This is a genomic window from Streptomyces sp. NPDC015661 (genome assembly GCF_043077765.1).
Lineage (GTDB): Bacteria > Actinomycetota > Actinomycetes > Streptomycetales > Streptomycetaceae > Streptomyces.
In genome coordinates, this window is sequence record NZ_JBIBST010000001.1 from 899,885 (window position 1) to 920,433 (window position 20,549).

Below are 20,549 nucleotides of genomic sequence, written 5' to 3' on the forward strand. Positions count from 1 at the left end.
CCTCCTTGACGCGGTGGTTCTCGGGTGATCGGCGGGGCGGTCAGCGGGGCTCGAAGTGGAAGGACCGGATGAAGCAGTCACGGGGCTGCTCGACGGCGTAGACGATGCACTCGAAAAGGGCCTGCGTGGTGAGTTTCTCGTCGGGCGCTATTCCGTCGGGATTCGATCCGTCCCATTCCGCGAAGCGCGGGTCCGAGGTGGAGAAATCGGGCGGGAAGAGGGAGAAGACGCGGACACCGGAGGGCCGCAGCCGGCGCGACAGGATGTCGGCGAAACCGGCCTGCGCGCTCTTCGCCGCCCAGAAGGCCTCGTGGGCGGCGCCGGCGGTCGCGGCGGAGGCGCCCTCGGCGTCGCGGACGGCGACCATGTTCACGATGTCGGGCCGCAGCGAGCCGCGCAGCAGCGGCAGGAAGTGCTTCACCATGAGGACCGTGCCGCCGGCCGTCGACTCGATCGTCTCCACGATCTCGGCGTCGCTGGCCGCCTCCAGGTCCATGCCGTCGAGCCAGCGGGCGCCGTTGTTGACCAACAGGTCGACGCGGTCGGTGCGTTCGCCGACCCGGGCCGCGAACTCGCGGATCTCGGCGGGCCGGCTCAGGTCGCAGCCGAAGGCGTGGATGCGGTCACGGGCCGAGCCCATCACCTCCGTACGGGTCCGCTCGGCGGCCTCGACGGTCCGCGCCGACACGTAGACCTCGGCGCCGAGATGCGCGAATCCGACGGCGAGCGCGCGACCGAAATAGCGGGACGCCCCGGTCACGACGACACGCAGATTCTCGAATTTCATGTGTGTCTGCTCTCCCCACGTCCCCACGGATACCGATGGCCGGTCCATTTCAGCGTGGCAGAGGCAGGGGGGTGCGGGCCTGGTGAAAGGGGTGCGCATTCACGCCGTTGCGTGGATACGCCACGGCAGCTCAAGGCTTTCGAGCACGACGGCGCGCTTGTGGTGGACGCGGACGCGGTCGGGTGCGGCGGAGACGGTGACGGTGCCCGTGGGGGTGCGGACGGGCCCGCACGCGGGAGGCACGACGGTCCCGTCGATCGCGCCGGCGGCGGCGAGGGCGGCGGCACCGGTGAGCGCGAGCCGGGGATGCCAGCCGCCGACGGTGAGGGCCCGGACGGAGAGCCCGGCGGGGGTCTCCGTGAACGCGGCGATCTTGGGGAGGGCGGAGGTGGGCGGGTGGCCGAGGAGCCGGGCGGCCTGCGCGCGCAGCGCGAGGAGCCGGCCGTACGCGTCCCCTTCCGGCAGGTGCCGTTCGTCGACGAAGACGTACGGATTTCCGTACCGCACGAGGGAGACGGGCACGCCGCCGTCGAGGACGTCGACGGGACGTCCGGTGGGGAGGGCGCCGGAGGCGGTGGGGGCGGTGAGGAAGCTGAGCGTGTAGGCGTCGCCGTCGGGTTCCCGCTCGCACAGGACGGTGTCGCCGGTGGTCACGGAACGGACGGTGACGGGCCCGGGGCGCCCGTCGGCGACGACGCACGCGAGCAGCGAGTGCCCGCACCCGGCCCGGAAGTCGAAGGAACCGTCGGGGAGGGCCTGGACGAAGCGGTAGTGGAGGGTACGGGGGTCGAAGAGAGCGATCTTGCGGAGGCGGGGGTAGGGGGTGCGGGCGAGAGCCCGGAGCAGAGGCCTCAACTCGGCACCCACCGCCAGGGCGCCCGGGGGGAGTTGGTCGAGGCGCAGAACAAGGGTGGGCCCGGGCGCATCAAGAGCCCGCACAACAGTGCCCACCCCGTTGTGGGCAGGCGTTCCGCAAGGGGCGATGGGGGTCCCCCCTGCGCGAGCGGAGCCGAGAGCTTGGGGGAGGGTGGGCACAACGGACGGCGCCCTTGCCGGCGCCAGAGGCTCCCGCACCGGAACCCGCGCCCCTGGCGGCGGCGCACACGTGGTGCGGGCCGGGGCGCGGAACGCGGAGGCGCCGCCAGGGGCGCCGTCCCGTGTGCCCACCCGTCCCGCCCCAGCGGGACGATTGCCCACACGGGGGTGGGCGGGTTCAGGCCGCACAGCCCACCGGGATTCGCATGCCCTGCACGACCTCCGTCCAGAGTTCGTGGACGGCGAGGGACCACAGCGTCAGGGCCGCCTGCGGCGTCGGGTGCTCCAGGTGCCGGGCCAGGAGCTTCGCGGCCCGGTCCGCCCGGATCTTGCCGCCGAGGACGAGCCGCGCCGGCGAGAGCATCTCGCGGACCAGTTCCAGCAAGGGCCCCCCGGGGGCGAGCATCGCCGCGACGGGCAGCGTGAAGGGCTGCTTGGGGCGCCGGAGCACCGACGCCGGCAGCAGCTCCGCCCCCGCCTCGTACAGCGCCCGCTTCCCCGTCCGCGCCCCCACCGGCAGGGACCTGGCGTGGGTGACGACCGACGGCTGACAGAACGGCAGTCGCGCCTCCACCGCCCACGCCATGGACAGGTGGTCCAGCCGCCGCAGGTGGTACGCCGGCAGCCGCCACCGCGTCTCGAAGGCGGTCATCGCGGTGATCCGGTCGGCGCCCACGGCCTCCGCCGAGCGGAGCTCCTGCTCGATGCGGTCGGCGGCGGAGCCCTGGTCGGCGATGAACGCGCGGTAGTTGGCGGTGTAGAGGTGCTCGCGCAGGAGCCTCGGCGCGGCCGACAGCGCGTCCGTGTAGGCGGCGGCCCATTCGGGTCCCGCCGTCAGCGCCGCCCGCATCCGGTCGTATCCGCCGAAGAGCTCGTCGGCGCCGTCGCCGGCGAGCGCGACGGTGAAGCCGTTCTCTCGGACGGCGCGGAAGAGGGCGTACGTGGAGAGGGTGATCGGGTCGGCGTTGGGCTGGCCGAGGTGGCGGACGGTGCGGGTGAGGAGCGAGCCGAGTTCGTCGGGGTCGACGGCGACCTCGTGGTGGACGGTCCGGGCGCGGCGGGCGACGGCGCGGGCGTACGCGGCTTCGGAGTCGGGCCACCGGCCCCGGTAGGTGAGGTGGAAGGTGTGCAGCGGCGGCGCGTCGGTCTCGCGGGCGTGCTCGGCGGCGAGGGCGGTGACGAGCCCGGAGTCGAGGCCGCCGCTGGTGACGGCGCAGACGGGCACCTCGGCCCGGGCGAGCCGGCGCACCTCGTGCCGCAGGACGTCCTGGGTGTCGCCGGCGGGCTTCGCGCGGTACGGGCCCCGGCGGCGGACGACGGGTGCGGCGCCCGGCCGTACGAGGGCGGTGGCACCGGGCGGCAGGGCGTCGACGCCGTCGAGGGCGGTGTGCGTGGAGAAGGAGGTGCGGGTCGCGAGGAGGGTGTCGAGGGCGTCCTCGCGCGGGGAGATCCGTACCCCTTCGAAGGCGAGGAGCGCGGGGATCTCGGAGGCGAAGCGGGTGGACCCGTCGTAGGGGTCGTGGTGCAGGTGGAGCGGCTTCATGCCCATGTCGTCGACGGCGAGGACGAGTTGGGTGGAGCCGGGCCGCAGGTCGAGGAGGGCGACGGCGAACATGCCGTCGAGGTGTTCGGCGAAGGCGGGCCCGTACTCGGCGTAGAGCGCGGGGAGCACGGTGCCGTCGCAGCGGTCGGGGAAGCGGTGGCCTCGGGCGGCGAGGGTGCGGCGGAGCTCGGCGTGGTTGTAGATCTCGCCGTTGAGCACGGCGAGGATGCCGGGCAGGTGGGGCAGCCGGTAGGGCTGCTGTCCGCCGCGGGGGTCGGTGACGGCGAGCCGGTCGCAGCCGAGCGACCAGCCGGGGCCGCTGAGCACCTGGTGCTCGTCGGGGCCGCCGTGGCGCTGGCGGGCGGAGACCGCCGCGAGCTGGGCCGGCTCGGGGCGGTCCGCCCCGGCGGCGAAGGAGCCGAGGATCCTGCACATTGCGGTCACCCTCCAAGCACGTCACGAAACCCGTTTCTCCCAATGATTTGAATCTACCAAGTTTTTGAATGGCGCGTAAGTGCCATGTCCTGTTCACGCCACGAGTTGGCCTTGCGACGCCCCCGCCACCCCAACAGGCTGGCCCCATGGAGGACTTCAACCGGACGGCCCCCGAGTCCCTGCTGGTCGTGGCCGCGCACCCGGACGACATCGAGTTCTGCGTCAGCGGCACCGTCATGCAGTGGATCGAGCGCGGCACCCGCGTCACGTACTGCATCGTCACGGACGGCGGCGCCGGCGGTTACGACGAAGCGCTCCCCCGCCAGGCCATGGCGGACCTGCGCCGCGCCGAACAGGTCCACTCCGCCAAGCTCAGCGGCGTGGCCGACGTGCGTTTCCTCGGCTACCCCGACAGCTTCGTGGAGCCCTCGGTGGAGCTCCGCCGCGACCTGTGCCGGGTCATCCGCGAAGTACGCCCGCAGCGCGCAATCATCCCGTCGCCCGAGATCAACTGGGCCCGCGTCGCCGACCTCCACCCCGACCACCGCGCGGTCGGCGACGCCTGCCTGCGCGCGGTCTACCCCGAGGCCCGCAACCCCTTCGCGCACGCGGAACTCCTCAAGGAGGAGGGCCTGGAGCCGTGGACCGTCCACGAGCTGTGGCTGATGACCGGGCCGACCCCCAACCAGTACGTCGACGTCACCTCCGTCTTCGACCGCAAGGTGGAGGCCCTGCGCATCCACACCTCGCAGACGGCCCACTTCGACGACCTGGCGGGCCTCCTGCGCACCTGGCTCGGCGAACACGCGACGGCCGGCGGCCTGCCCCCGGGCCGCATGGCGGAGGCCTTCCAGATCGTGCACATCGACTGAGGCGCCGACGGGGCTTCCCCCTTGTGGCCTCATGGGGCGAGTGGGACCGTGTGACGCCTCGACTGCCTTTACTCCGGGGGGAGTTCACTCGATGACGATCGAGCGTACGAGCACGCAGAAGGCCCTGATGGACGAGCACGGCCTGGCCTGGCCGAAGGCGGACGAGGGCGCCGCCTCCCGGACGCAGGCCAGCCTGCGCACCTTCCAGGAGAACCTCTCCGACGACAGGGCGGACGCGGCGAAGGCCGTACAGCGGCTGCTGTCCAGCGGACACGGCGAGGCGATGACCGCACTCGCCGAGCACTGGGCCCGCGTCAACAGCCACTTCACCGTCACGGCCGAGGCCGCCGGCAAGATCGCCGCCGAAATCCTGAACTGCGGCGACGAGATCGCCGTGCACAAGGACATGGCCCTGGGGGTTGTCGAGCGGATCGCCCCCGGCCTTCCGGCCCCCGTCGTCACGCCCGGAGGCATCCGGCCGCCCCTGGACGTGGCACAGCAGGGCGTCGTCCAGGCCGCCCGCGCGGAACTGGGGTCCATCGAGCAGGCGGCCTTCACGGAAACCGGGTTTCGGCTGACCGCCGCGCGCACCGACCCCGGTGTCGCGGGCCTTCCGAACATCGCGGCCGACCTGTCCGGCAGCGGCGCCGTCGGCGGCGTGGCCCCGGGCATCGCGGGCGGCGGCGTGGCCCCGGGCATCGCGGGCGGCGCGGGAGTGGCCGGCGGCGGGGGTTCCGGCATCGGTCCCCGCGTCGTCGGCGGAGGCATCGCCGGCGGCGCCGGTGCGATCGGCGCCGGACAGCACGCCCCGGACCTGCCTCCCGACCGGCTCATGGAGCACGGCGGCCCGATGGTCGGCACCCCGCAGAGCTTCCGCATCGACTTCTGGGAGCACAAGCGGGCGGCCAACCGCCTCGCGGAGATCGCCGACCAGATCGCCGGCAGGACCACGACGTCCCTCGCCCGTGCCATGTACGACCTCGAAGAGCTCCAGAGGAGCGGCTCGCTCGGCGCCTCGGTCGGGGACGGGTTCGCCCCGCTCCTCGACGATCTCGATCTCGCGGCCCGCGCCCTCGGCCATCACCTGAACGGCCCTCTGCGCGAGGCGGTCCGCGCCGCCGGGGAGGACCAGGAGCGGACGGACGACGACAACAAGAAGCGGTTCGGCTGGATGGGCTAGCCGGGGAGCGCTCGGGTCCGGACCGGCTGCCGGCCTGGCCTGATCCCACAGGACTCGAAACAGGCTGTTACGTCGCGCGCACACGCCGTAGAAAAAGGGCTGCCATATGCCATCGGCCGTTTCGGATCCAAGGAGCCCACCATGACCCGCTTCCGCACCACCACCATGGCCCTCGCCGGCGCCGCCGCGATGTTCGCCCTCAGCACGGCGCCGGCCCAGGCGGCCCCCGGTGACGTGACGACCACGTGCGCGAGCACCGCCACCCCGTACGGCTACGTCGATGTGAGCTGGGGTTACAGCGCCAGCTGCGGCACCCAGAACTTCGACCCGAACATCAAGCAGATCAAGCAGCTCACCGGCCTGCCCATAGGCACCGTCGTCCAGGCCTGCGGGTCCACGTACTACCCCGCCGGCTGGACCGCGACCAGCTCCTACTACAGCAGCTCCTGCGTCGCGTGGCCGAACTCCGGCTTCAACAACAACGCCTGGACCCTCAAGCGCGTCTCCTGATCGCACCGTCCGGGGCCCGCCTCCACGCGGCGGGCCCCGGTTCGCGTACGGGGGCAGGGCTCAGCAGGCTCCGAGGTCCTGCCAGACGCCCCACTCACCCGTGGTGCCGGGCTCCTCGCCGGTCGTCCACCACTTGGCCTTCCAGGTGTGGCCCTTGTGGGAGACCTGCTGGCCGCCCGTGTAGACGGCGGAGGAGACCCACGGCGTCGCCGTGCACTGGGTGGCGCCGCCGGTGACGGTCAGGGCGAGGACCGCGGCGTGACCCGCCGAGGGGCCCGCTCCGTTGACCACGATCTGGTACGTGCCGGAGACCGTGCCCGCGGTGGTGTTCAGGGTGAGGGTCGACGAGCCCCCGGCCGTCACCGAGGCGGGGCTGAGCGTGGCCGTGACCCCGGCGGGCAGGCCGCCGACCGTGAGGTTCACCGTCTGCGCCGCGCCGGCGGTGACGGCGGTCTTCACCGTGGCGGAGGCGGACGCGCCGGCGGTGACGGTGACGGCGGCCGGGGTGGTGGTCACCGAGAAGTCGTCGGCCGGGGCCGTCGTCCCGCTGGTGAAGGGCGCGAAGACGTGCGAGAAGTCCCAGGTGTTCTGCTGGATCCCGGAGCAGCCGTCGGCGGCGGCACCGCCGGCGCAGCTGCCGTTGTCGCGCTGGAGCGCCCAGAACGACAGGGTGTTGATGCCCTTGGAGACCGCCCAGTCGTAGACCGTACGGGCGTTGGCGAGGGTGAAGGTCTCGGCCGGGCCGAAGTCGTCGACGCCGATCATCTCGATGATGCCGACCATGCCCCAGAGCTGGGCTGCCGTCTTCGTCGGGTAGAGCTTGGCGAGCTGGTCGTACAGGCCCTGGGCGGCGGTCTTGGTGTCCGCGGCCATGTCGTGGGCGGCGTTGTCGTAGTAGTCGAAGGTCATGAGGTTGACGACGTCGACGCGGGCGCCGTTGGTGACGGCGTTCTTGAGCACGGCGAGGCCACTGGCGGCGAGGCCGTGGGTGGTCGTCGGGAGGGTGTACGAGATCTGGATCTGGCGGCCGTTGGCGGCGGCCCAGTCCTGGACGAGCTTGATGGCCTTGTTGCGGCGGTCGATGCCGGCGGTGTCGTCGAGGGAGTCGACCTCGATGTCCATGTCGAGCCGGGTGACGTCGTAGGTCGTGATGACCTTCTCGTACACGGCGGCGATCTGGCTGACGTCGGTGCAGCTGTCGGCGATCTCGGTGCCGGTGGTGTCGGCCGTGTAGCCGCCGAAGGAGGGGATGACGTCGCCGCCGCGGGACCGCATGGTCGCGATGTCGGCACCGAACGAGGACTGGGCGACGGGGAGTCCGGTGTCACCGTTCCAGTACGCGGTGCAGGAGCCCTTGGTGGCGGTCTGGAGGAACGCCATCGTGAGGTGCTTGGCGCCCGACTGGGCGCTGAGGGCGGCGGGGCTCTCGCCGGTCCAGGACTCGAAGTAGGGGGCGAAGACCCGGGCGGGGAGCGGGGTCGCGGCCTGGGCGGGGGTGGTGGCGACGGCGCCGAGGCCGAGGGCGGCCACGGCGGTCACGGCGGCGGTGAGGGCCGAACGGAGCGAACGTACGCGTCGTCTCATGGCGATCCCATGTCTGTGGGGGAGGGTGCGGGGCGTGCGTCAACGCCGTTGTGACGCACGACTGTTGGGATACGAAATAACCCCCGCAACCATGAGCACGTCAATGGCCTGGACCAAACTTGGACTAGACCAATTGCGCGGTTCGATGCGTGGTGCATCCAGCGAGTGCGGGCGGACGCTGGAGCGATGCGCGCGGGCGGCCGGATTGGTCCAGGGAGCCAGGCCCGACGCCCCTCGCGCCCCGGAAGTGGTTCCTCCGCGGACCGGCCGGGTACGTGGCGTACATGTCAAAGGGCTGGCGCTGGTTACTCCTGGCCGCATTCGTCGTCTGGACCGTCCTCGCGCTCCAGTGGACGGACCTCGGCTGCGACTACCCCGAGGCCTACCTCGCGGTGATCCGCTTCGGCACACCGGAGGGCCTGGAGTTCCTGCCGGCCTGCGCGGGCTAGGGAGCGAGGGAGCACGCGTGCCGCGCTCCCCGCCCGGATTCATGGCCCTAGCGTCGGGACCGGCTCCAGAAGCCCCCGCCGCCGCCCGGGCGGGGCTCCATGGACCAGGCCCCGTCCGCCTCGACGACGAGGAGCCGCGGCCCCCGCGTCAGGTCGCCCTTCCCGCGGCCCCGGTCGCGCCGGCTGAACCGGTACTCCCAGTGGCCGCCCTTCCGGTGCGCCGCGACGCCGAAGTAGCCCTCCTTGTCCTCGTCGCCCTCGAACCGGAACCTGACACCCGTCTCGTCACCGGTGTACGCCAGGACGTCCGGCCCGTACCCCTCCACCGGCCCGTCGAAGGCACGCAGCGTCGACACCGGCCGGAGCCTGATCATCCACCGGCCGCGCGTGTCCACCCGCAGCCTGAGGGGGGACTGACCGTCGTGGTGCAGGACGCCCACCCCGCGCAGGTCGTCCATGCTGCTCCGCATGACCTGCCGCCACCGGCGCCTGCGGATGGTCAGCGTGACGACGTCCAGGTACCCGCCGCCCTTCTTCAGCACGTCGACGGCGACGAAGCCACGGGGGAGGGTGAGGCCGGTCTCGACGTCCTCCTTCCCCTCCCCCTGGAATTCGACGTACGGGAACTCCGGGCCGAATTCGGCGGGGAGGGCGTTGAGGCGGGCCGGCGCGGCAGGCTGCTGGGCAGCGCCGGAGTACGGAACGGGAGCACCGCTCTTCTCGGCGGCGACGGCGACGGCGACGGGGGCGGGGGCGGGGGCGGGGGCCGCCGGGGCGGGAGCTGCGGGTGCGGGGGCTGCCGATGCGGCTGCGATTGCGCCCGGCACAGGCTCGGCGACGACCCGCGCGGGCACCTCCTCCACCACCGGCTCGTCCTCGCCCTCTTCCTCCTCCGACGCCGAGAAGCCGAAGTCCGTCGCGAGGGCCGGCAGCCCCGAGTCGTACCCCTGCCCCACCACGCGGAACTTCCACCCCCCGTTCCTGCGGTAGAACTCACCCAGCAGGATCGCGGTCTCCGTCGTCGCGTCCTCGACCGCGTACAGCGCCAGCTGCGCCCCGGTCGTCGCGCTCACCGCCCGTACGTACAGGCCCTCGACCTCGCCGAACGTCCCGCCGTCGCAGGACGCCGCCACCACGACCCGCTCCACGGACTCCTCGACCCGGCCGGGGTCGATCTCCAGCCAGTCGGCGACGACCCCGTCCTCGCCCTGGGCCTCCCCCAGGAGCCGTACACCGCTCCCGGCGTGCTCGGGCTGGTTGTAGAAGACCAGGTCCGCCCGGTCCCTGACCCTGCCGTCCGCGTCGACGAGCAGCGCGGCCGCGTCGACCTTCGGCGCTTCCGCCCCGCCGGACCGGCGGACGACGGCGACCCGCATCGGTTCGCCGCTGAGCGGAAGGTTTCCCCCCTTGATGATCTGCGTCATGCCCGCATCCTGGCAGCGCCACGGATCTTTCGTCCCGCCGACCGATGAGTTTTCGAACGGCCCCCGGTCATAGTGGGTGACAGCAAGCACGAGACCCGTGGGAGACCTTCAGATGCGCACCCTGATCAGCACCGCCTTCGTCTCGCTCGACGGCGTCGTCGAGGCCCCCGGCGGCGAGCCCGGCTACCGCAACTCCGGCTGGACCTTCAAGAACGTCGAGTTCCTCCCCGAGGCCTTCGAGATCAAGGGCCGCGAGCAGAAGGAAGCCGCCGCGATGCTCCTGGGCCGGACCAGCTACGAGGCCTTCAGCCCCGTCTGGCCGGACATGGAGGAGTTCGCCGACTACAAGGTGATGCCGAAGTACGTCGTCTCCACCACGCTCACCGAGGACGACCTCGTCGACAACTGGGGCGACACCACGATCCTCCGCTCCCTCGACGAGGTCGCGGCCCTGAAGGAGACCGAGGGCGGCCCGATCATCGTCCACGGCAGCGCCTCCCTCAACCAGGCCCTCTCCGACGCGGGCCTGATCGACCGCTACCACCTGCTCGTCTTCCCCCTCCTGCTCGGCGCCGGCAAGCGTCTCTTCAGCACCACGGACAAGGACACGCAGCAGCTGAAGCTCGTCGAGTACGAGGCGTACGCCAACGGCGTCCAGAAGCAGGTCTTCGACGTCGTCCGCTGACGCCCGGCGCGCAGCCCGCACCAGACGGTCCTGCCGTACGGCCCCTGCTCCAGGGGCCCAGCGCGCCGCAGCGCGACCACCTCGTTGCCGAGGCGCCGGCCGTGCGGCGCGTCAGAGTACGGTCAGCCGGTCCACCAGCAGTTCCGTTCTCCGTTCGGCGTACTCCGGCGGCAGCCGTCCCGCGCGGGTCAGGGTCGCGAGGCCGTGCAGGGACGCCCAGAAGGTCTCGGTGAACACTCCCGGGTCGACGTCGTCCCCGGCAACCTCGCCCAGGCTCTCGAGCAGCGCGGCGAAGGCGTCCTTCAGCGGCTCCGGGGTGTCCTCCCGCGCGAACGCCAGGCCGCCGTCGAGCTGGAACATCGCGTCGTAGACCGCCGGGTTGCCCGCGGCGAAGTCGAGGTAGGCGCGGGCGAGGGCGGCGCCCCGGGCGCGCGGGCCGTCCGCGGCGGCGGTCGCGTCCCGCACCGCCGCTGCCATCTCGGCGGCGCCCTGGAGGGCGACCGCGCCGATGATCTCGCGCTTGCCGCGGAAGTGGCTGTAGAGGACGGGCTGGCTGTACTCGATGCGCTCGGCGAGCCGGCGGGTGGTGACCGCGTCCCAGCCCTGCTGCTCGGCGAGTTCGCGGGCGGTCGCCACGATGAGGCGCTCGCGTTCCGCCCGTTCACGCTGCTTGCGTTCCTGTACCGACATGATTCGATCCTAGCACCGCTAGACAATCGAGCGGCAGCAGTACTAGCGTTGACTCATCAGCTAGCACTGCTAGATCCCAGGAGGGGTCATCATGCTCAACGCACTCCAGGTGTTCACCACCGTGGTCGTCGGCCTGATGGTGGGGGTGGAGTTCTCCGTCGCGTTCGTCATGAACCGGATCTTCGACGCGCTCCCCGAGGACAGCGACCAGCTCGCCCGCGCCCACGGGGGCCGGATGCTCGGCGCGCTGATGCCGTTCTGGTACATCGGCTCGCTGGTCCTCAGCGCGGTCTGGGCCGTCGCCGGCCGGCACGACCAGGGCACCGCCCTCGTCGTCGTCGCCGCCGGGCTGCTGATCGTGAGCGTGATCATGTCGGTCCTGCTGCTGGTCCCGATCAACAACCGGGGCAAGACCTGGACCCCCGAGAACCGGCCCGAGGACTGGAAGGAGCAGATGAACCGCTGGGACCGGTACCACTACGTCCGCGTCGCCGTCATCATCGCCGCCTTCACCCTGCTGGTCACCGCCCTCGTCTGAGCCCGACGCCCGACGTCCGACGCCCGACGCCCGACGCCCGACGCCCGACGCCCGACGCCCGACGCCCGACGCCCGAACGAAGACTCGGCCCGCCCCGCAGCCCGCCCGACCCCCGTACGAGCGCCTACGATCGACACATGGCCGATTCTTCGCGTCTTTCGCTCTGGTCCCGGGACTCGTTCCTGTCCATCGGTTCGGTCGGCTCGACCCTGTCGATCGGTTCGGTCGGGTCCTTCCTCTCGGTCGGGTCGATCGGCTCCGCCGCCTCCGCGCTCTCCGTCGGGTCGTGGGCGAGCGTCGGCTCGCTGCTGTCGGCGCGGTCGTGCTGGTCGGTGCTCTCGTACCGCTCCGGCCGGGGCGTGATGGCCGCCGGGGCCGTCGCGGTGCTGGCGACCGCCGTGGCCGTACGGGCGACGCGAACGGCCCCCTCCGTACGCTGACGGAAGGGGCCGGAGGCGGCGGCGCGGGGCTGCTAGGCGATGCTCGTGAATCCCCCCGGATTCACGGGCAGTTGGAGATGTTGCCGGCGAGGACGGCGGTGGAGCCGTTCGACAGGAGCGTCGTCGCTCCCAGCGTCAGGCCGAGCGCGGCGACCGCCGTGGCGAGCAGGGCGCCGATACGGGTCTTGATCGTCATGGAGGCTCCTCTTCCTACGGGCGGTTGATGACGGTGCCGGCGACGACGGACTGCGGGCCCTGCTCGCCGAACGTGCCGAAACCGACCGCCAGGAGCGTCGCGGCGAAGGCCACGGCGACGGCCGCGACAACACGGGTCTTGATGCTCATGAATCCCCCTGGAATTACGGGCAGTTGGAGACGTTGCCGGCCAGGACCAGGTACTTCGGGCCCTGAGTCTCCAGGGCGGCCGCGGCACCGAGCGCCAGGGCGGTGGCCGCGAAGGCGACGGCGACGGTCGCCGCGAGGCGCTTCTTGATGGTCATGTGAACTCCCCAAATGTCGGCCCCCTGCCGACAGTTGACATGATCATCGCATATTTTCAGCCACTCCCGGACGCAGCCACCGCAGCCGTCCCGACAGCTCCGGGTCGGCCTCGAAGGCCTCCGTGATGCGGGCCGGATCCTCGGCGAGGTGGTCCCAGGAGTCGTAGTGGAGGGGGATCACCGTGCGGGCCCCGAGGGTGCGGGCGAGGGCGGCGCCCTCCGTCGCGCTCATCGAGAAGGCGCGGTCGCCGGTGGACGGGAAGTGCGCGTCGCCGAGGTGGAGGAAGGCCGTGTCGATACGGAATCGGTCACCGATCTCCGTCAGGGCGTCGTGGCGGACGGTGTCGCCGGAGACGTACAGCGTGCCGCCCTCGTACGCGACGACGAAGCCCGTGACGGGGCCGGTGACCTGCTCCGTACCCTCCGGGCCGTGGCGGGCCGGGGTCGACGTGACCGTGACGGTCGTCGTCCCCGCCGTGACCTTCCGGCTCTCCCACGTGGCGAGCCCCTCCGCCCGGCCGCCCAGGCGTTCGGCGCCCTCCGGGGTGGTCAGGATGAGCTCCGCACCGGCCAGGACCTCACGGCCGGCCGGGTCCAGGTTGTCGGCGTGCTGGTCGTGCGAGAGCAACACCAGGTCGACGGGCGGGAGTTCGGCGGCGGTCAGCGCGGGGCCCGCGGTGCGGTGGAGCGGGCGGGCGCCCGGGTAGTCGGCGGGGGCCGGGTCCAGGGCGGGGTCGGTGAGGACGGTGAGGTCGCCGATGCGGAGGAGGACGGTCGCCGTGCCGAGGTAGGTGGCGGTGACGGCCCCCGGCGGGGCCTGCGCCGCGCCCGGACCCGTGGCGGTGACGGTCTCCGGCGGGGCCTGCGCCGCGCCCGGACCCGTGGCGGTGACGGTCTCCGGCCGGGCCTGCGCCGCGCCCGGACCCGTGGCGGTGACGGCCCCCGGCCGGGCCTGCGCCGCGCCCGGACCCGTGGCGGTGCCGCTCATGACCGGGCCTCGATCTTGGCCTGGAGCGCGCCGAGCAGGCCCTGGAGCAGCTCGATCGTCACCTCGTCCGTGAGGTTGCCGTCCTCGTCGAAGCGCTCGTGCGAGCGGAAGACGTGCACCTCGGGCTTCACGACGACGTCGCTGTCGGTCCAGACGAAGACCTGGCGGAGGGCGAGCTGCGCCCGGACCGTGCCGAAGTTGGTGGGCGCGGCGCCGAGGATCGCGATGGGCTTGCGGTGCAGCGGGAGGCCCTCGGTCTTGGTCCAGTCGGTGGAGAGCCAGTCGAGCGCGTTCTTGAGGACGCCCGGGATGGAGTAGTTGAACTCGGGGGTGGCGATGAGGAGTCCGTCGGCCTCCGCGACCCGGCGGCGCAGCTCTTCGACGACGGCCGGGCGCTTCTCGGGGGTGTCGAGGTCCAGGTCGTAGGGCGGGATCTCGCGCAGGTCCTCGTAGATCTCGATCTCCTGGCCGCCGGGGTTGAACTTCTGGGCCGCACGCAGCAGTTGCGTGTTGTGCGAGGTGGCGCGGAGCGAGCCGGAGATGGCGAGGATCGTGGACGCGGTCATGGGGGTCCCCCGTTCGTCGGTGAGCCGGCGGGTGCCGGGCTCGACGACCATGAAGCTAAACCGATCGGTTCATTCTGTCAACGAAACAGTTCAGTCTTGACAGTGAACTGAATGGTGTAGTTCATTCGAGACATGGCCGCTGACGCACGCACCACAGAGCGGGCCGTCGCCCGCACAGCCCGCCCCTTCCACACGTACGAGGGCGCCGGATTCCCCGTACGCCGCCCGTTCCCCACCGAAGAACTCCCCTTCGTGGACCCCTTCCTGGTGATCGATCAGGTCGGTCCGACCGAGCTCGCACCCGGCGAGGCGAAGGGCGCTCCCCCGCACCCGCACCGGGGCTTCGAGACGATCCAGTACGTCCTCGACGGCGACATCGCGAACGCCGACTCCCGCGGCCACCGCGCCGTCGTCCGCGCGGGCGGCGTCCAGTGGCTCACCGCCGGTTCCGGCATCGTCCACGAGGCCCTGCCCACACCGGAGTTCCTCGCCTCGGGCGGCCGGCAGCACATGCTCCAGATCTGGCTGAACCTCCCCGCCCACCTCAAGGGCGTCCCGCCGCGGAGCCAGAACGTGGAGGCCGGCGACCTGCCCGTGGCGGTCACCCCCGAGGGCGCCGAACTGACCGTCCTCGCCGGGACCAGCCACGGCGTGACCGGCCCCTTCGAGACCCGTACGCCGGTGCTCGTCGCCCACGGGCGGCTCGCGCCGGGGAGCAGCGCCGGGTTCAGCGCCCCGGCCGGCCACAACGCCATGGTGTACGTGATGCGGGGCGAGGCCACGGTGTCCGGCGAGCACCTCCCGGACGGCCACCTCGCGGTCCTCGCCCGCGACGGCGAACGGTTCACCGTGGCGGCACCGGACGCCGCCGCCGAGGTCCTCGTCCTGACGGGCGAACCGATCGGCGAACCGGTGGCCCGCAGCGGCCCCTTCGTGATGAACACGGCAGCCGAACTCCGCCAGGCGGAGAGGGACTTCAGGCAGGGCAGGATGGGGCGGATGCCGGTATGACCGCACTGTCGACCCCCCTGGCGGACCGGCGGGCCCCCGCCCGGACCGGACTCCTCCTCGCCGCGCTCGCCGCCCCCGCCGCCATGGGGGTGTCCGGGCCCAGCCTCGTGCTGCCCGAGGCCGCGCGGGCCCTGGGAGCCGCCCCGGCGTCGGCCGCCTGGCTGATGACGGCGTTCGGGCTCGGCATGGCCGTCGGCACCCCGCTGCTCTCGGCCACCGCCGGCGGGCGGCGCGGTGCCCGCGGGATCATCGAGGCCGCCGCCGTCCTCGTCGCCCTCGGCGCGCTCCTCGTGCTCCTCGCACCGAACCTGCCCCTGGCGATCGCGGGCCGCGCCCTGGAGGCGGCCGGCGCGGCGGGCCTGAACGTCGCCGCCTTCCAGCTCGCCGGGCGGGACCGTTCGGGCCGCCTCCCGGGACTGGTCGCGATCGGCAGCGCGACCGGCGGGACCGTGGGCCTGTTCGCGGGGGCGGCGGTCGCCGGCGCGCTGGGCTGGCGCGGAGCCCTGGTCCTCCCGCTCCTGAGCCTGCTCTCCCTGCGCCCGGTCCTCCGCCTGGCGGACGGGGAACGACCGGAGGCCGGAGAGTCCCCCCGTACCACCCCGTCGCTCCCCCTCGACATCCTCCGCGACCGCCGTTTCCTCGCCGCCTCCGCGCTGATGCTGGCGCTGTCCACCGTCAACTTCGCCCTGTTGTACGCCGCTCCGCGCCGCGTCGCCGCGCTCACCGGCTGGGGCGCGGTGGAGACCGGGGCCTTCGCGTCCGTCGCCGCGCTCGCGGGGGCGCTGCTGTCCTGGCAACTGGTCCGCGCGGCCCCGGCGCTGGGCCCCGCCCGGCTCAAGGCCGTCCTCGCGCTCGGATCGGCCGCGGCCCTGGTCCTCGCCGTGGCCGCGCCCTGGCCGGTGGCCGTCCTCGTCGGCTCGGGGACCAGCGCGCTGGTCACGGCCGGCGGTCAGGGGCTGCTCACGGGCGCGGCGACCGGGGGCCTGCCGGCGGCCCGGCAGGGACCGGCGATCGGCCTGTTCAACCTGGCCTTCCTGATCGGCGTCGCGGTGGGCCCCGCCCTCGCGGCCTTTGCAGACCAAACCGTTCAGTTCATATAGTGAGGCCGCCGCCACCGAACGCACCGACCGTAAGGACCACCGCCATGGACGCCGCCGACGCGATCGACGAGTACGGCATCCCGATCATCCCGGACCCCGCCGACGCCGCCTCGCGCAAGCGCCAGGCGATCATCGACGCGGCGCTCGCGGAGTTCCTCGCGGAGGGGTACTCGGCGGCCTCGATGGACGCGATCACCCGGGGATCCGGCGTCTCGAAGGCGACGATCTACAAGCACTTCGGCAGCAAGGAACGGCTGTTCCTCGCCGTCATCGGCGGCGTCCTGCCGAAGACGTACGCCGATCTGGAGCCCTCCAACTCGACCATCGCCGACGCCCCCGACCTGCGGGCCGCGCTCGTCCGGCTCACCACCGACTGGGCCCGGATCCTGCTGCGCCCGGACATCATGTCGCTGCGGCGCCTGGTCATCGGCGAGATCGACCGCTTCCCGCAGCTCGGCCAGCTCTGGTACCGGGTCAGCTACGACATGAACAACGGCCCGCTGATCGAGGCCTTCACCGAGCTGAACGCCCGGGGCACCCTCGACGCGCCCGACCCGGCGCTCGCCGTGCAGCAGCTGGTGGCGGCGACGGTGGGAGTGCCGCAGCTCGTCCGTACCTTCTCCCCGGACGCGGAGATCGACGACGCGGAGCTGACGCGGGTGATCAGCTCGGGAGTGGATCTGTTCCTGGCGCGGTACGCGCGCGCCTGAGGCCGCGGACCCACGCGAGGACCAGCAGGGCGAGGGCCCAGCCACCGGTGGTGAGGAGCTGGGTACGACTGGCGGCGTCGCCCAGCATGAAGAGAAGCACCCCGCCGATGGAGGCGAGTGCGACGGCAGCGCGCACGGAGGGCCCGTGCAGCCGCAGGTGGGAGGCGGCGATCAGCGCCCAGACGAGCAGGATCGCGGCGCCGATGGAGTTGAGCAGGAACGGGAAGACCGTGCGCGGCCACACCATGCTGAGCACGACCGAGACGAACCCGAACGCGGCGGAGGCGAGGACGGCGGCGTACGGGACGCCCGACCGTCCACCGAGCCCGCCCAGGGCGCGGGGCGCGTCGCCGCGCCCGACGAGGGCGTACAGCATGCGGGAGGAGCCGTAGATGTTGGCGTTCATGGCGGAGAGCAGGGCCACGAGGACGACGGCCTTCATCACGTCGCCGGCACCGGGGACGCCGATCCGGTCCATGACGGCGGCGTACGGCCCGTCGGCAACGGCCGGAGCGTCCCACGGGACGAGGGTCACGATGACGGCCATCGAGCCGAGGTAGCAGACGGCGACCCGCCACATCACGGCCCGGACGCCCGCCCGCACGGCCCGGACCGGGTCGTCGCACTCGGCGGCCGCGATGGTGACGGTCTCGAGCCCGCCGAAGGCGAAGACGGCCGCGACGATGCCGACGGCGACGCCGTACCAGCCGTGCGGCAGGAAGCCGCCGTCGTGGAGGAGATGCCCGGCCCCGGGCGAGGGGGCCCCGGGCATCAGCCCGAGGACCACGACGGCGCCGAGCAGCAGGAACCCGACGATCGCGGCGATCTTCAGCCCGGCGAACCAGAACTCCAGCTCGCCGAAGTTCCGTACGCCGGCGAGGTTGCTCACGGTGAACACGCTCATGAAGACGGCCACCCACACCCAGCCGGGCACGGCGGGCAGCCAGCCGCCGACGATGTGCGCCGCGGCGACGGCCTCGGCGGCGACGCTCACGACCAGCAGCGCCCAGTACATCCACCCGGCGAGCAGCCCGGCCCACGGCCCGAACGCCCGCCGCGCGTGCTCGGCGAAGGAACCGGTCACGGGACGGGCGGCGGACATCTCCCCGAGCATCCGCATGACGAGCACGGTCAGCACACCGGCGAGACCGTACGAGACGAGGATCCCGGGCCCGGCGGCCGCGATCCCGACCCCGGACCCGACGAACAGCCCGGCACCGATGGCCCCACCCAACGCGATCATGGCCAGATGCCGCTGACGCAGCCCGGCCCCGAGTACCCGCCCTGTCACGATTCCCCCCGAAATTCAGACGACCAGCGCAGGAGCCTGACGCCTGTCCCCGCCGGACGGCAACCGAATCCCGCCCGCTGAGACGTCCCGGGACGCGGGAGAGGGCGACGGGACGCCGGAGATGGTCCCGGTCCTGCCCGACGCCTGACGGCCGCCGTCCGGGCGTTCAGCCGGCGCGGGAGGGCAAGTCCGACGTGGGTCGGCGGCCGAACCAGAGGCAGAAGACGGCCGCCACCGCCGAGGCCAGGGCGGCCAGGACGAAGGCGGGGGTGACGTCGTCGTCCGGGTGGTCCGCGCCCGCGGCGCGCGCCGTCGCCGGGTCGTCGGCGGCGACCTCCAGCGGTACGGCGAGGCCGACCCGGGCCTGTCGCAGCAGGGCCGGGTCGAGGCGGAGGTCTTCCGTGCGGTAGGTACGGCCGTCGACCACGTACGAGATCTCGTACGACTCACCGCCCTTGGGCTGCGGGATGACGCGGGCGATCACGCCCTCCACCCGCACAGGTGCCGCGTCGATCCGCGCTCCGGCGCGGAACTGCCCGAAGGCGGCCGAAGCGAAGAGAACGAAGAGCGCCAACGCGACTCCCGTTCCTCCGAGTTGGATCCATCTGTGCTGTCCCCCGGGAAGTGTCACGGCTCCGGATTACGCCCGAGCGCGGCCACGCGTCAACCCTGCGCCAGGAGCCGTACCGCGAGGACGACGATCAGCGTGCTCGACGCGAGTGCCGTGCCGAGCCGCCCCCGGGCACTTGTCAGGGTGCGGCCGAGGAGCGTGCCGCCGAGGGCGAGGAGGAGCTGCCAGCTCGCCGAGGCGAGGACGGCGGCCAGCACGAAGGCCGTGCGGTCGGCCGGCGTCTCGGGCGCCGAGGGGCCCGTGGCGAGGATGAGGGCGGCGAAGTAGATCACCGTCATGGGGTTGAGGATCGTGATGCCCAGGAACGTCACGTACGCGCGGGCGGGTGTCAGGGCCGTACCGTCGTTCCGGGACGCGAGGCCTCCCTCGCGGTACGCGGCCAGGGCGCCCCACGCGGCCTTCAGGGCCAGCACGGCGAGCACCACGGCGGACGCCCACCGCAGCGGGGTCATCACCGGGGCGAGGACGGGCACGAGCGCGGAACCGCCCGCCACCGCGATCAGGGCGTAGACCCCGTCGGCCGTGGCGACGCCGAGGGCCGCACCGACGCCCGTACGCCACCCGGCCCGGGCCGTGACGGCCACCAGATAGGCGCCGACCGCGCCGACCGGGATCGCGATGCCGTAGCCGGCGAGCAGGCCGGCCACCACCACGGCGGTCACGCGACGGCGGGGATCGCGCCTCCGGGGGAGCCGGGCTGCTGCTGTCGGCGGTAGTCCGCGCCGTCCTTCGTACGGGCGAGGAACCCGCCGATCACCAGATACCGGCGGAGCGCCGAGAAGTCCTCGTGCACGGTGAGCAGGGCCTCGTTGACCTCGGGCTCACCGTAGGTCCGGTCCGCCTCGAAGAGGGTCGCCGCGAGATGCGCGAGCAGCGCCTCACGGCGGGCGGGCTTGCGCGGGATCGCCTTGAGGCGTCCGTCGGCGGAGAACAGGTCCGCGACGGGGCGGACGGCGGGGTGACTGGTCATGCCCGAGAGCCTGGCGGCGTACGCCCCGCCCCGCAAAGCATTTTCAGCCGCTGATGATGTTCACGGCCTGCTGGAAGCTCGGCATGACCGGCGGCATCCCGGTCCGCTCGAAGAACGGCTTCGCCTTCGCCACGAAGGCGAGGAAGTTCTCCTCCGAGTCGAAGAAGTCCGTGATCCGCCACCCGCCCTGCCCGTCCGGCCCGGACGCGTGCGCGATGAACCCGGCCGGCGGAAACCACTCGGCGGCCTGGATCAGCCTCGTGGTCTCCTCGTACTGCTCCTGGGTCCCGCCGGGAATCTCGACGGTGACGACGACGCCCTTGCGCATGGTCCTGCTCCTGTACGTACGGGAAGGGGTTCCCACCCAGCAGACCAGCCGGCCCCGTGCCCCGCACGACGACGGGACCCGTTCGAGCGAGGGCCGCGACCGCATGGCTCCGCCGTCCCCGTACCGCACGGCGAAGGCCCGTCGCCGTCGCGACGGGCCTTGCTGGGGGCCGTTCATCCGCTCGGTCACTTGGGGTCCCGGTTGAACACCGCCTTGGACCAGAAGTAGCCGAGGGTGGCGAGGGCGAGGCACCAGGCGAGGGCGAGCCAGCCGTTGTGGCCG

At 72.7% G+C, this 20,549-nt stretch carries 26 protein-coding genes and 1 pseudogene; 10 read left to right on the top strand and 17 right to left on the bottom strand.

Annotation, left to right across the window (positions count from 1 at the left end):
• Positions 1-40: 40 nt before the first annotated feature.
• The 3 genes from ACF07V_RS04280 to asnB form a co-directional block, all read right to left on the bottom strand.
• Positions 41-787 carry an SDR family oxidoreductase gene (locus ACF07V_RS04280; RefSeq protein ID WP_086832434.1) on the bottom strand — a complete coding sequence of 249 codons (747 nt, stop codon included), beginning with the start codon at positions 785-787 and terminating at the stop codon, positions 41-43.
• Between the two features lie 99 nt (positions 788-886).
• Positions 887-1,642, bottom strand: a complete 756-nt coding sequence (locus tag ACF07V_RS04285) for a hypothetical protein (RefSeq protein WP_392151320.1) — start codon at positions 1,640-1,642, stop codon at positions 887-889.
• A 358-nt stretch (positions 1,643-2,000) separates the two neighbouring features.
• The gene (asnB, locus tag ACF07V_RS04290; protein ID WP_392151321.1) at positions 2,001-3,800 is read right to left on the bottom strand and encodes an asparagine synthase (glutamine-hydrolyzing); all 1,800 of its coding nucleotides are present in this window, start codon (positions 3,798-3,800) and stop codon (positions 2,001-2,003) included.
• Positions 3,801-3,946: 146 nt separating this feature from the next.
• Here asnB and ACF07V_RS04295 point away from each other — a divergent pair, with 146 nt between their 5' ends.
• From ACF07V_RS04295 to ACF07V_RS04305, 3 genes are all read left to right on the top strand, one after another.
• Entirely contained in the window at positions 3,947-4,672 is a 726-nt protein-coding gene (locus ACF07V_RS04295; protein WP_086828730.1) for a PIG-L deacetylase family protein, read from the top strand.
• A gap of 91 nt (positions 4,673-4,763) precedes the next feature.
• Positions 4,764-5,852 carry a hypothetical protein gene (locus tag ACF07V_RS04300; protein ID WP_392151322.1) on the top strand — a complete coding sequence of 363 codons (1,089 nt, stop codon included), beginning with the start codon at positions 4,764-4,766 and terminating at the stop codon, positions 5,850-5,852.
• A 141-nt stretch (positions 5,853-5,993) separates the two neighbouring features.
• Positions 5,994-6,362 carry a hypothetical protein gene (locus ACF07V_RS04305; protein ID WP_392151323.1) on the top strand — a complete coding sequence of 123 codons (369 nt, stop codon included), beginning with the start codon at positions 5,994-5,996 and terminating at the stop codon, positions 6,360-6,362.
• Positions 6,363-6,422: 60 nt separating this feature from the next.
• On the opposite strand, the gene ACF07V_RS04310 is transcribed toward ACF07V_RS04305, so the two are convergent.
• Complete coding sequence (locus ACF07V_RS04310) at positions 6,423-7,946, bottom strand: glycosyl hydrolase family 18 protein (protein ID WP_392151324.1); 1,524 nt, start codon at positions 7,944-7,946, stop codon at positions 6,423-6,425.
• A 275-nt stretch (positions 7,947-8,221) separates the two neighbouring features.
• Between ACF07V_RS04310 and ACF07V_RS04315 the strand changes: the two genes are divergently transcribed.
• Positions 8,222-8,395 (top strand): hypothetical protein, encoded by a 174-nt coding sequence (locus ACF07V_RS04315; protein WP_392151325.1) that lies wholly within the window; start codon positions 8,222-8,224, stop codon positions 8,393-8,395.
• A gap of 47 nt (positions 8,396-8,442) precedes the next feature.
• On the opposite strand, the gene ACF07V_RS04320 is transcribed toward ACF07V_RS04315, so the two are convergent.
• Positions 8,443-9,819, bottom strand: coding sequence for a TerD family protein (locus ACF07V_RS04320; RefSeq protein WP_392151326.1), 1,377 nt, complete (start codon positions 9,817-9,819; stop codon positions 8,443-8,445).
• A gap of 112 nt (positions 9,820-9,931) precedes the next feature.
• Between ACF07V_RS04320 and ACF07V_RS04325 the strand changes: the two genes are divergently transcribed.
• The gene (locus ACF07V_RS04325; RefSeq protein ID WP_392151327.1) at positions 9,932-10,504 is read left to right on the top strand and encodes a dihydrofolate reductase family protein; all 573 of its coding nucleotides are present in this window, start codon (positions 9,932-9,934) and stop codon (positions 10,502-10,504) included.
• Positions 10,505-10,615: 111 nt separating this feature from the next.
• On the opposite strand, the gene ACF07V_RS04330 is transcribed toward ACF07V_RS04325, so the two are convergent.
• Entirely contained in the window at positions 10,616-11,194 is a 579-nt protein-coding gene (locus ACF07V_RS04330; RefSeq protein ID WP_392151328.1) for a TetR/AcrR family transcriptional regulator, read from the bottom strand.
• A 91-nt stretch (positions 11,195-11,285) separates the two neighbouring features.
• Between ACF07V_RS04330 and ACF07V_RS04335 the strand changes: the two genes are divergently transcribed.
• Positions 11,286-11,732, top strand: a complete 447-nt coding sequence (locus ACF07V_RS04335; protein WP_392151329.1) for an anthrone oxygenase family protein — start codon at positions 11,286-11,288, stop codon at positions 11,730-11,732.
• 137 nt (positions 11,733-11,869) lie between these two features.
• Entirely contained in the window at positions 11,870-12,172 is a 303-nt protein-coding gene (locus tag ACF07V_RS04340; RefSeq protein WP_392151330.1) for a hypothetical protein, read from the top strand.
• Between the two features lie 61 nt (positions 12,173-12,233).
• On the opposite strand, the gene ACF07V_RS04345 is transcribed toward ACF07V_RS04340, so the two are convergent.
• From ACF07V_RS04345 to ACF07V_RS04365, 5 genes are read right to left on the bottom strand one after another with little or no spacing between them, the layout of a single operon-like run.
• The gene (locus tag ACF07V_RS04345) at positions 12,234-12,368 is read right to left on the bottom strand and encodes a hypothetical protein (RefSeq protein WP_392151331.1); all 135 of its coding nucleotides are present in this window, start codon (positions 12,366-12,368) and stop codon (positions 12,234-12,236) included.
• Positions 12,369-12,382: 14 nt separating this feature from the next.
• The gene (locus tag ACF07V_RS04350) at positions 12,383-12,517 is read right to left on the bottom strand and encodes a hypothetical protein (RefSeq protein WP_392151332.1); all 135 of its coding nucleotides are present in this window, start codon (positions 12,515-12,517) and stop codon (positions 12,383-12,385) included.
• 14 nt (positions 12,518-12,531) lie between these two features.
• Positions 12,532-12,672, bottom strand: a complete 141-nt coding sequence (locus tag ACF07V_RS04355; RefSeq protein WP_392151333.1) for a hypothetical protein — start codon at positions 12,670-12,672, stop codon at positions 12,532-12,534.
• A gap of 43 nt (positions 12,673-12,715) precedes the next feature.
• On the bottom strand, positions 12,716-13,660 hold the full coding sequence (locus ACF07V_RS04360; protein WP_392151334.1) for an MBL fold metallo-hydrolase: 945 nt from the start codon (positions 13,658-13,660) through the stop codon (positions 12,716-12,718).
• Complete coding sequence (locus ACF07V_RS04365; RefSeq protein ID WP_392151335.1) at positions 13,657-14,277, bottom strand: NADPH-dependent FMN reductase; 621 nt, start codon at positions 14,275-14,277, stop codon at positions 13,657-13,659. Before ACF07V_RS04365 ends, ACF07V_RS04360 begins: the two co-directional genes overlap by 4 nt.
• A gap of 81 nt (positions 14,278-14,358) precedes the next feature.
• On the opposite strand from ACF07V_RS04365, the gene ACF07V_RS04370 reads away from it, so the two are divergent.
• Genes ACF07V_RS04370 through ACF07V_RS04380 form a run of 3 tightly spaced genes read left to right on the top strand, consistent with a single transcriptional unit; the run spans position 14,359 to position 17,047 of the window.
• Positions 14,359-15,237, top strand: coding sequence for a pirin family protein (locus tag ACF07V_RS04370; RefSeq protein WP_392151336.1), 879 nt, complete (start codon positions 14,359-14,361; stop codon positions 15,235-15,237).
• Positions 15,234-16,337 carry an MFS transporter gene (locus ACF07V_RS04375; protein ID WP_392151337.1) on the top strand — a complete coding sequence of 368 codons (1,104 nt, stop codon included), beginning with the start codon at positions 15,234-15,236 and terminating at the stop codon, positions 16,335-16,337. The genes ACF07V_RS04370 and ACF07V_RS04375 overlap by 4 nt, the downstream gene beginning before the upstream one ends.
• Positions 16,338-16,381: 44 nt before the next feature.
• Positions 16,382-17,047, top strand: coding sequence for a TetR/AcrR family transcriptional regulator (locus ACF07V_RS04380; protein WP_392151338.1), 666 nt, complete (start codon positions 16,382-16,384; stop codon positions 17,045-17,047).
• Here ACF07V_RS04380 and ACF07V_RS04385 read toward each other — a convergent pair.
• The 6 genes and pseudogenes from ACF07V_RS04385 to ACF07V_RS04410 all read right to left on the bottom strand — a co-directional run.
• Positions 17,001-18,290, bottom strand: coding sequence for an amino acid permease (locus ACF07V_RS04385; RefSeq protein WP_392151339.1), 1,290 nt, complete (start codon positions 18,288-18,290; stop codon positions 17,001-17,003). The genes ACF07V_RS04380 and ACF07V_RS04385 overlap by 47 nt on opposite strands.
• A 214-nt stretch (positions 18,291-18,504) precedes the next feature.
• Positions 18,505-18,912, bottom strand: a complete 408-nt coding sequence (locus ACF07V_RS04390) for a hypothetical protein (protein WP_392151340.1) — start codon at positions 18,910-18,912, stop codon at positions 18,505-18,507.
• A gap of 89 nt (positions 18,913-19,001) precedes the next feature.
• Positions 19,002-19,631, bottom strand: a complete 630-nt coding sequence (locus ACF07V_RS04395) for a LysE/ArgO family amino acid transporter (RefSeq protein WP_392151341.1) — start codon at positions 19,629-19,631, stop codon at positions 19,002-19,004.
• Complete coding sequence (locus ACF07V_RS04400; RefSeq protein WP_392151342.1) at positions 19,628-19,939, bottom strand: DUF2087 domain-containing protein; 312 nt, start codon at positions 19,937-19,939, stop codon at positions 19,628-19,630. Before ACF07V_RS04400 ends, ACF07V_RS04395 begins: the two co-directional genes overlap by 4 nt.
• A gap of 43 nt (positions 19,940-19,982) precedes the next feature.
• Positions 19,983-20,267, bottom strand: a complete 285-nt coding sequence (locus ACF07V_RS04405) for a hypothetical protein (RefSeq protein WP_392151343.1) — start codon at positions 20,265-20,267, stop codon at positions 19,983-19,985.
• Positions 20,268-20,452: 185 nt separating this feature from the next.
• A pseudogene (locus tag ACF07V_RS04410) lies at positions 20,453-20,549 on the bottom strand (ABC transporter permease); the annotation flags it as partial.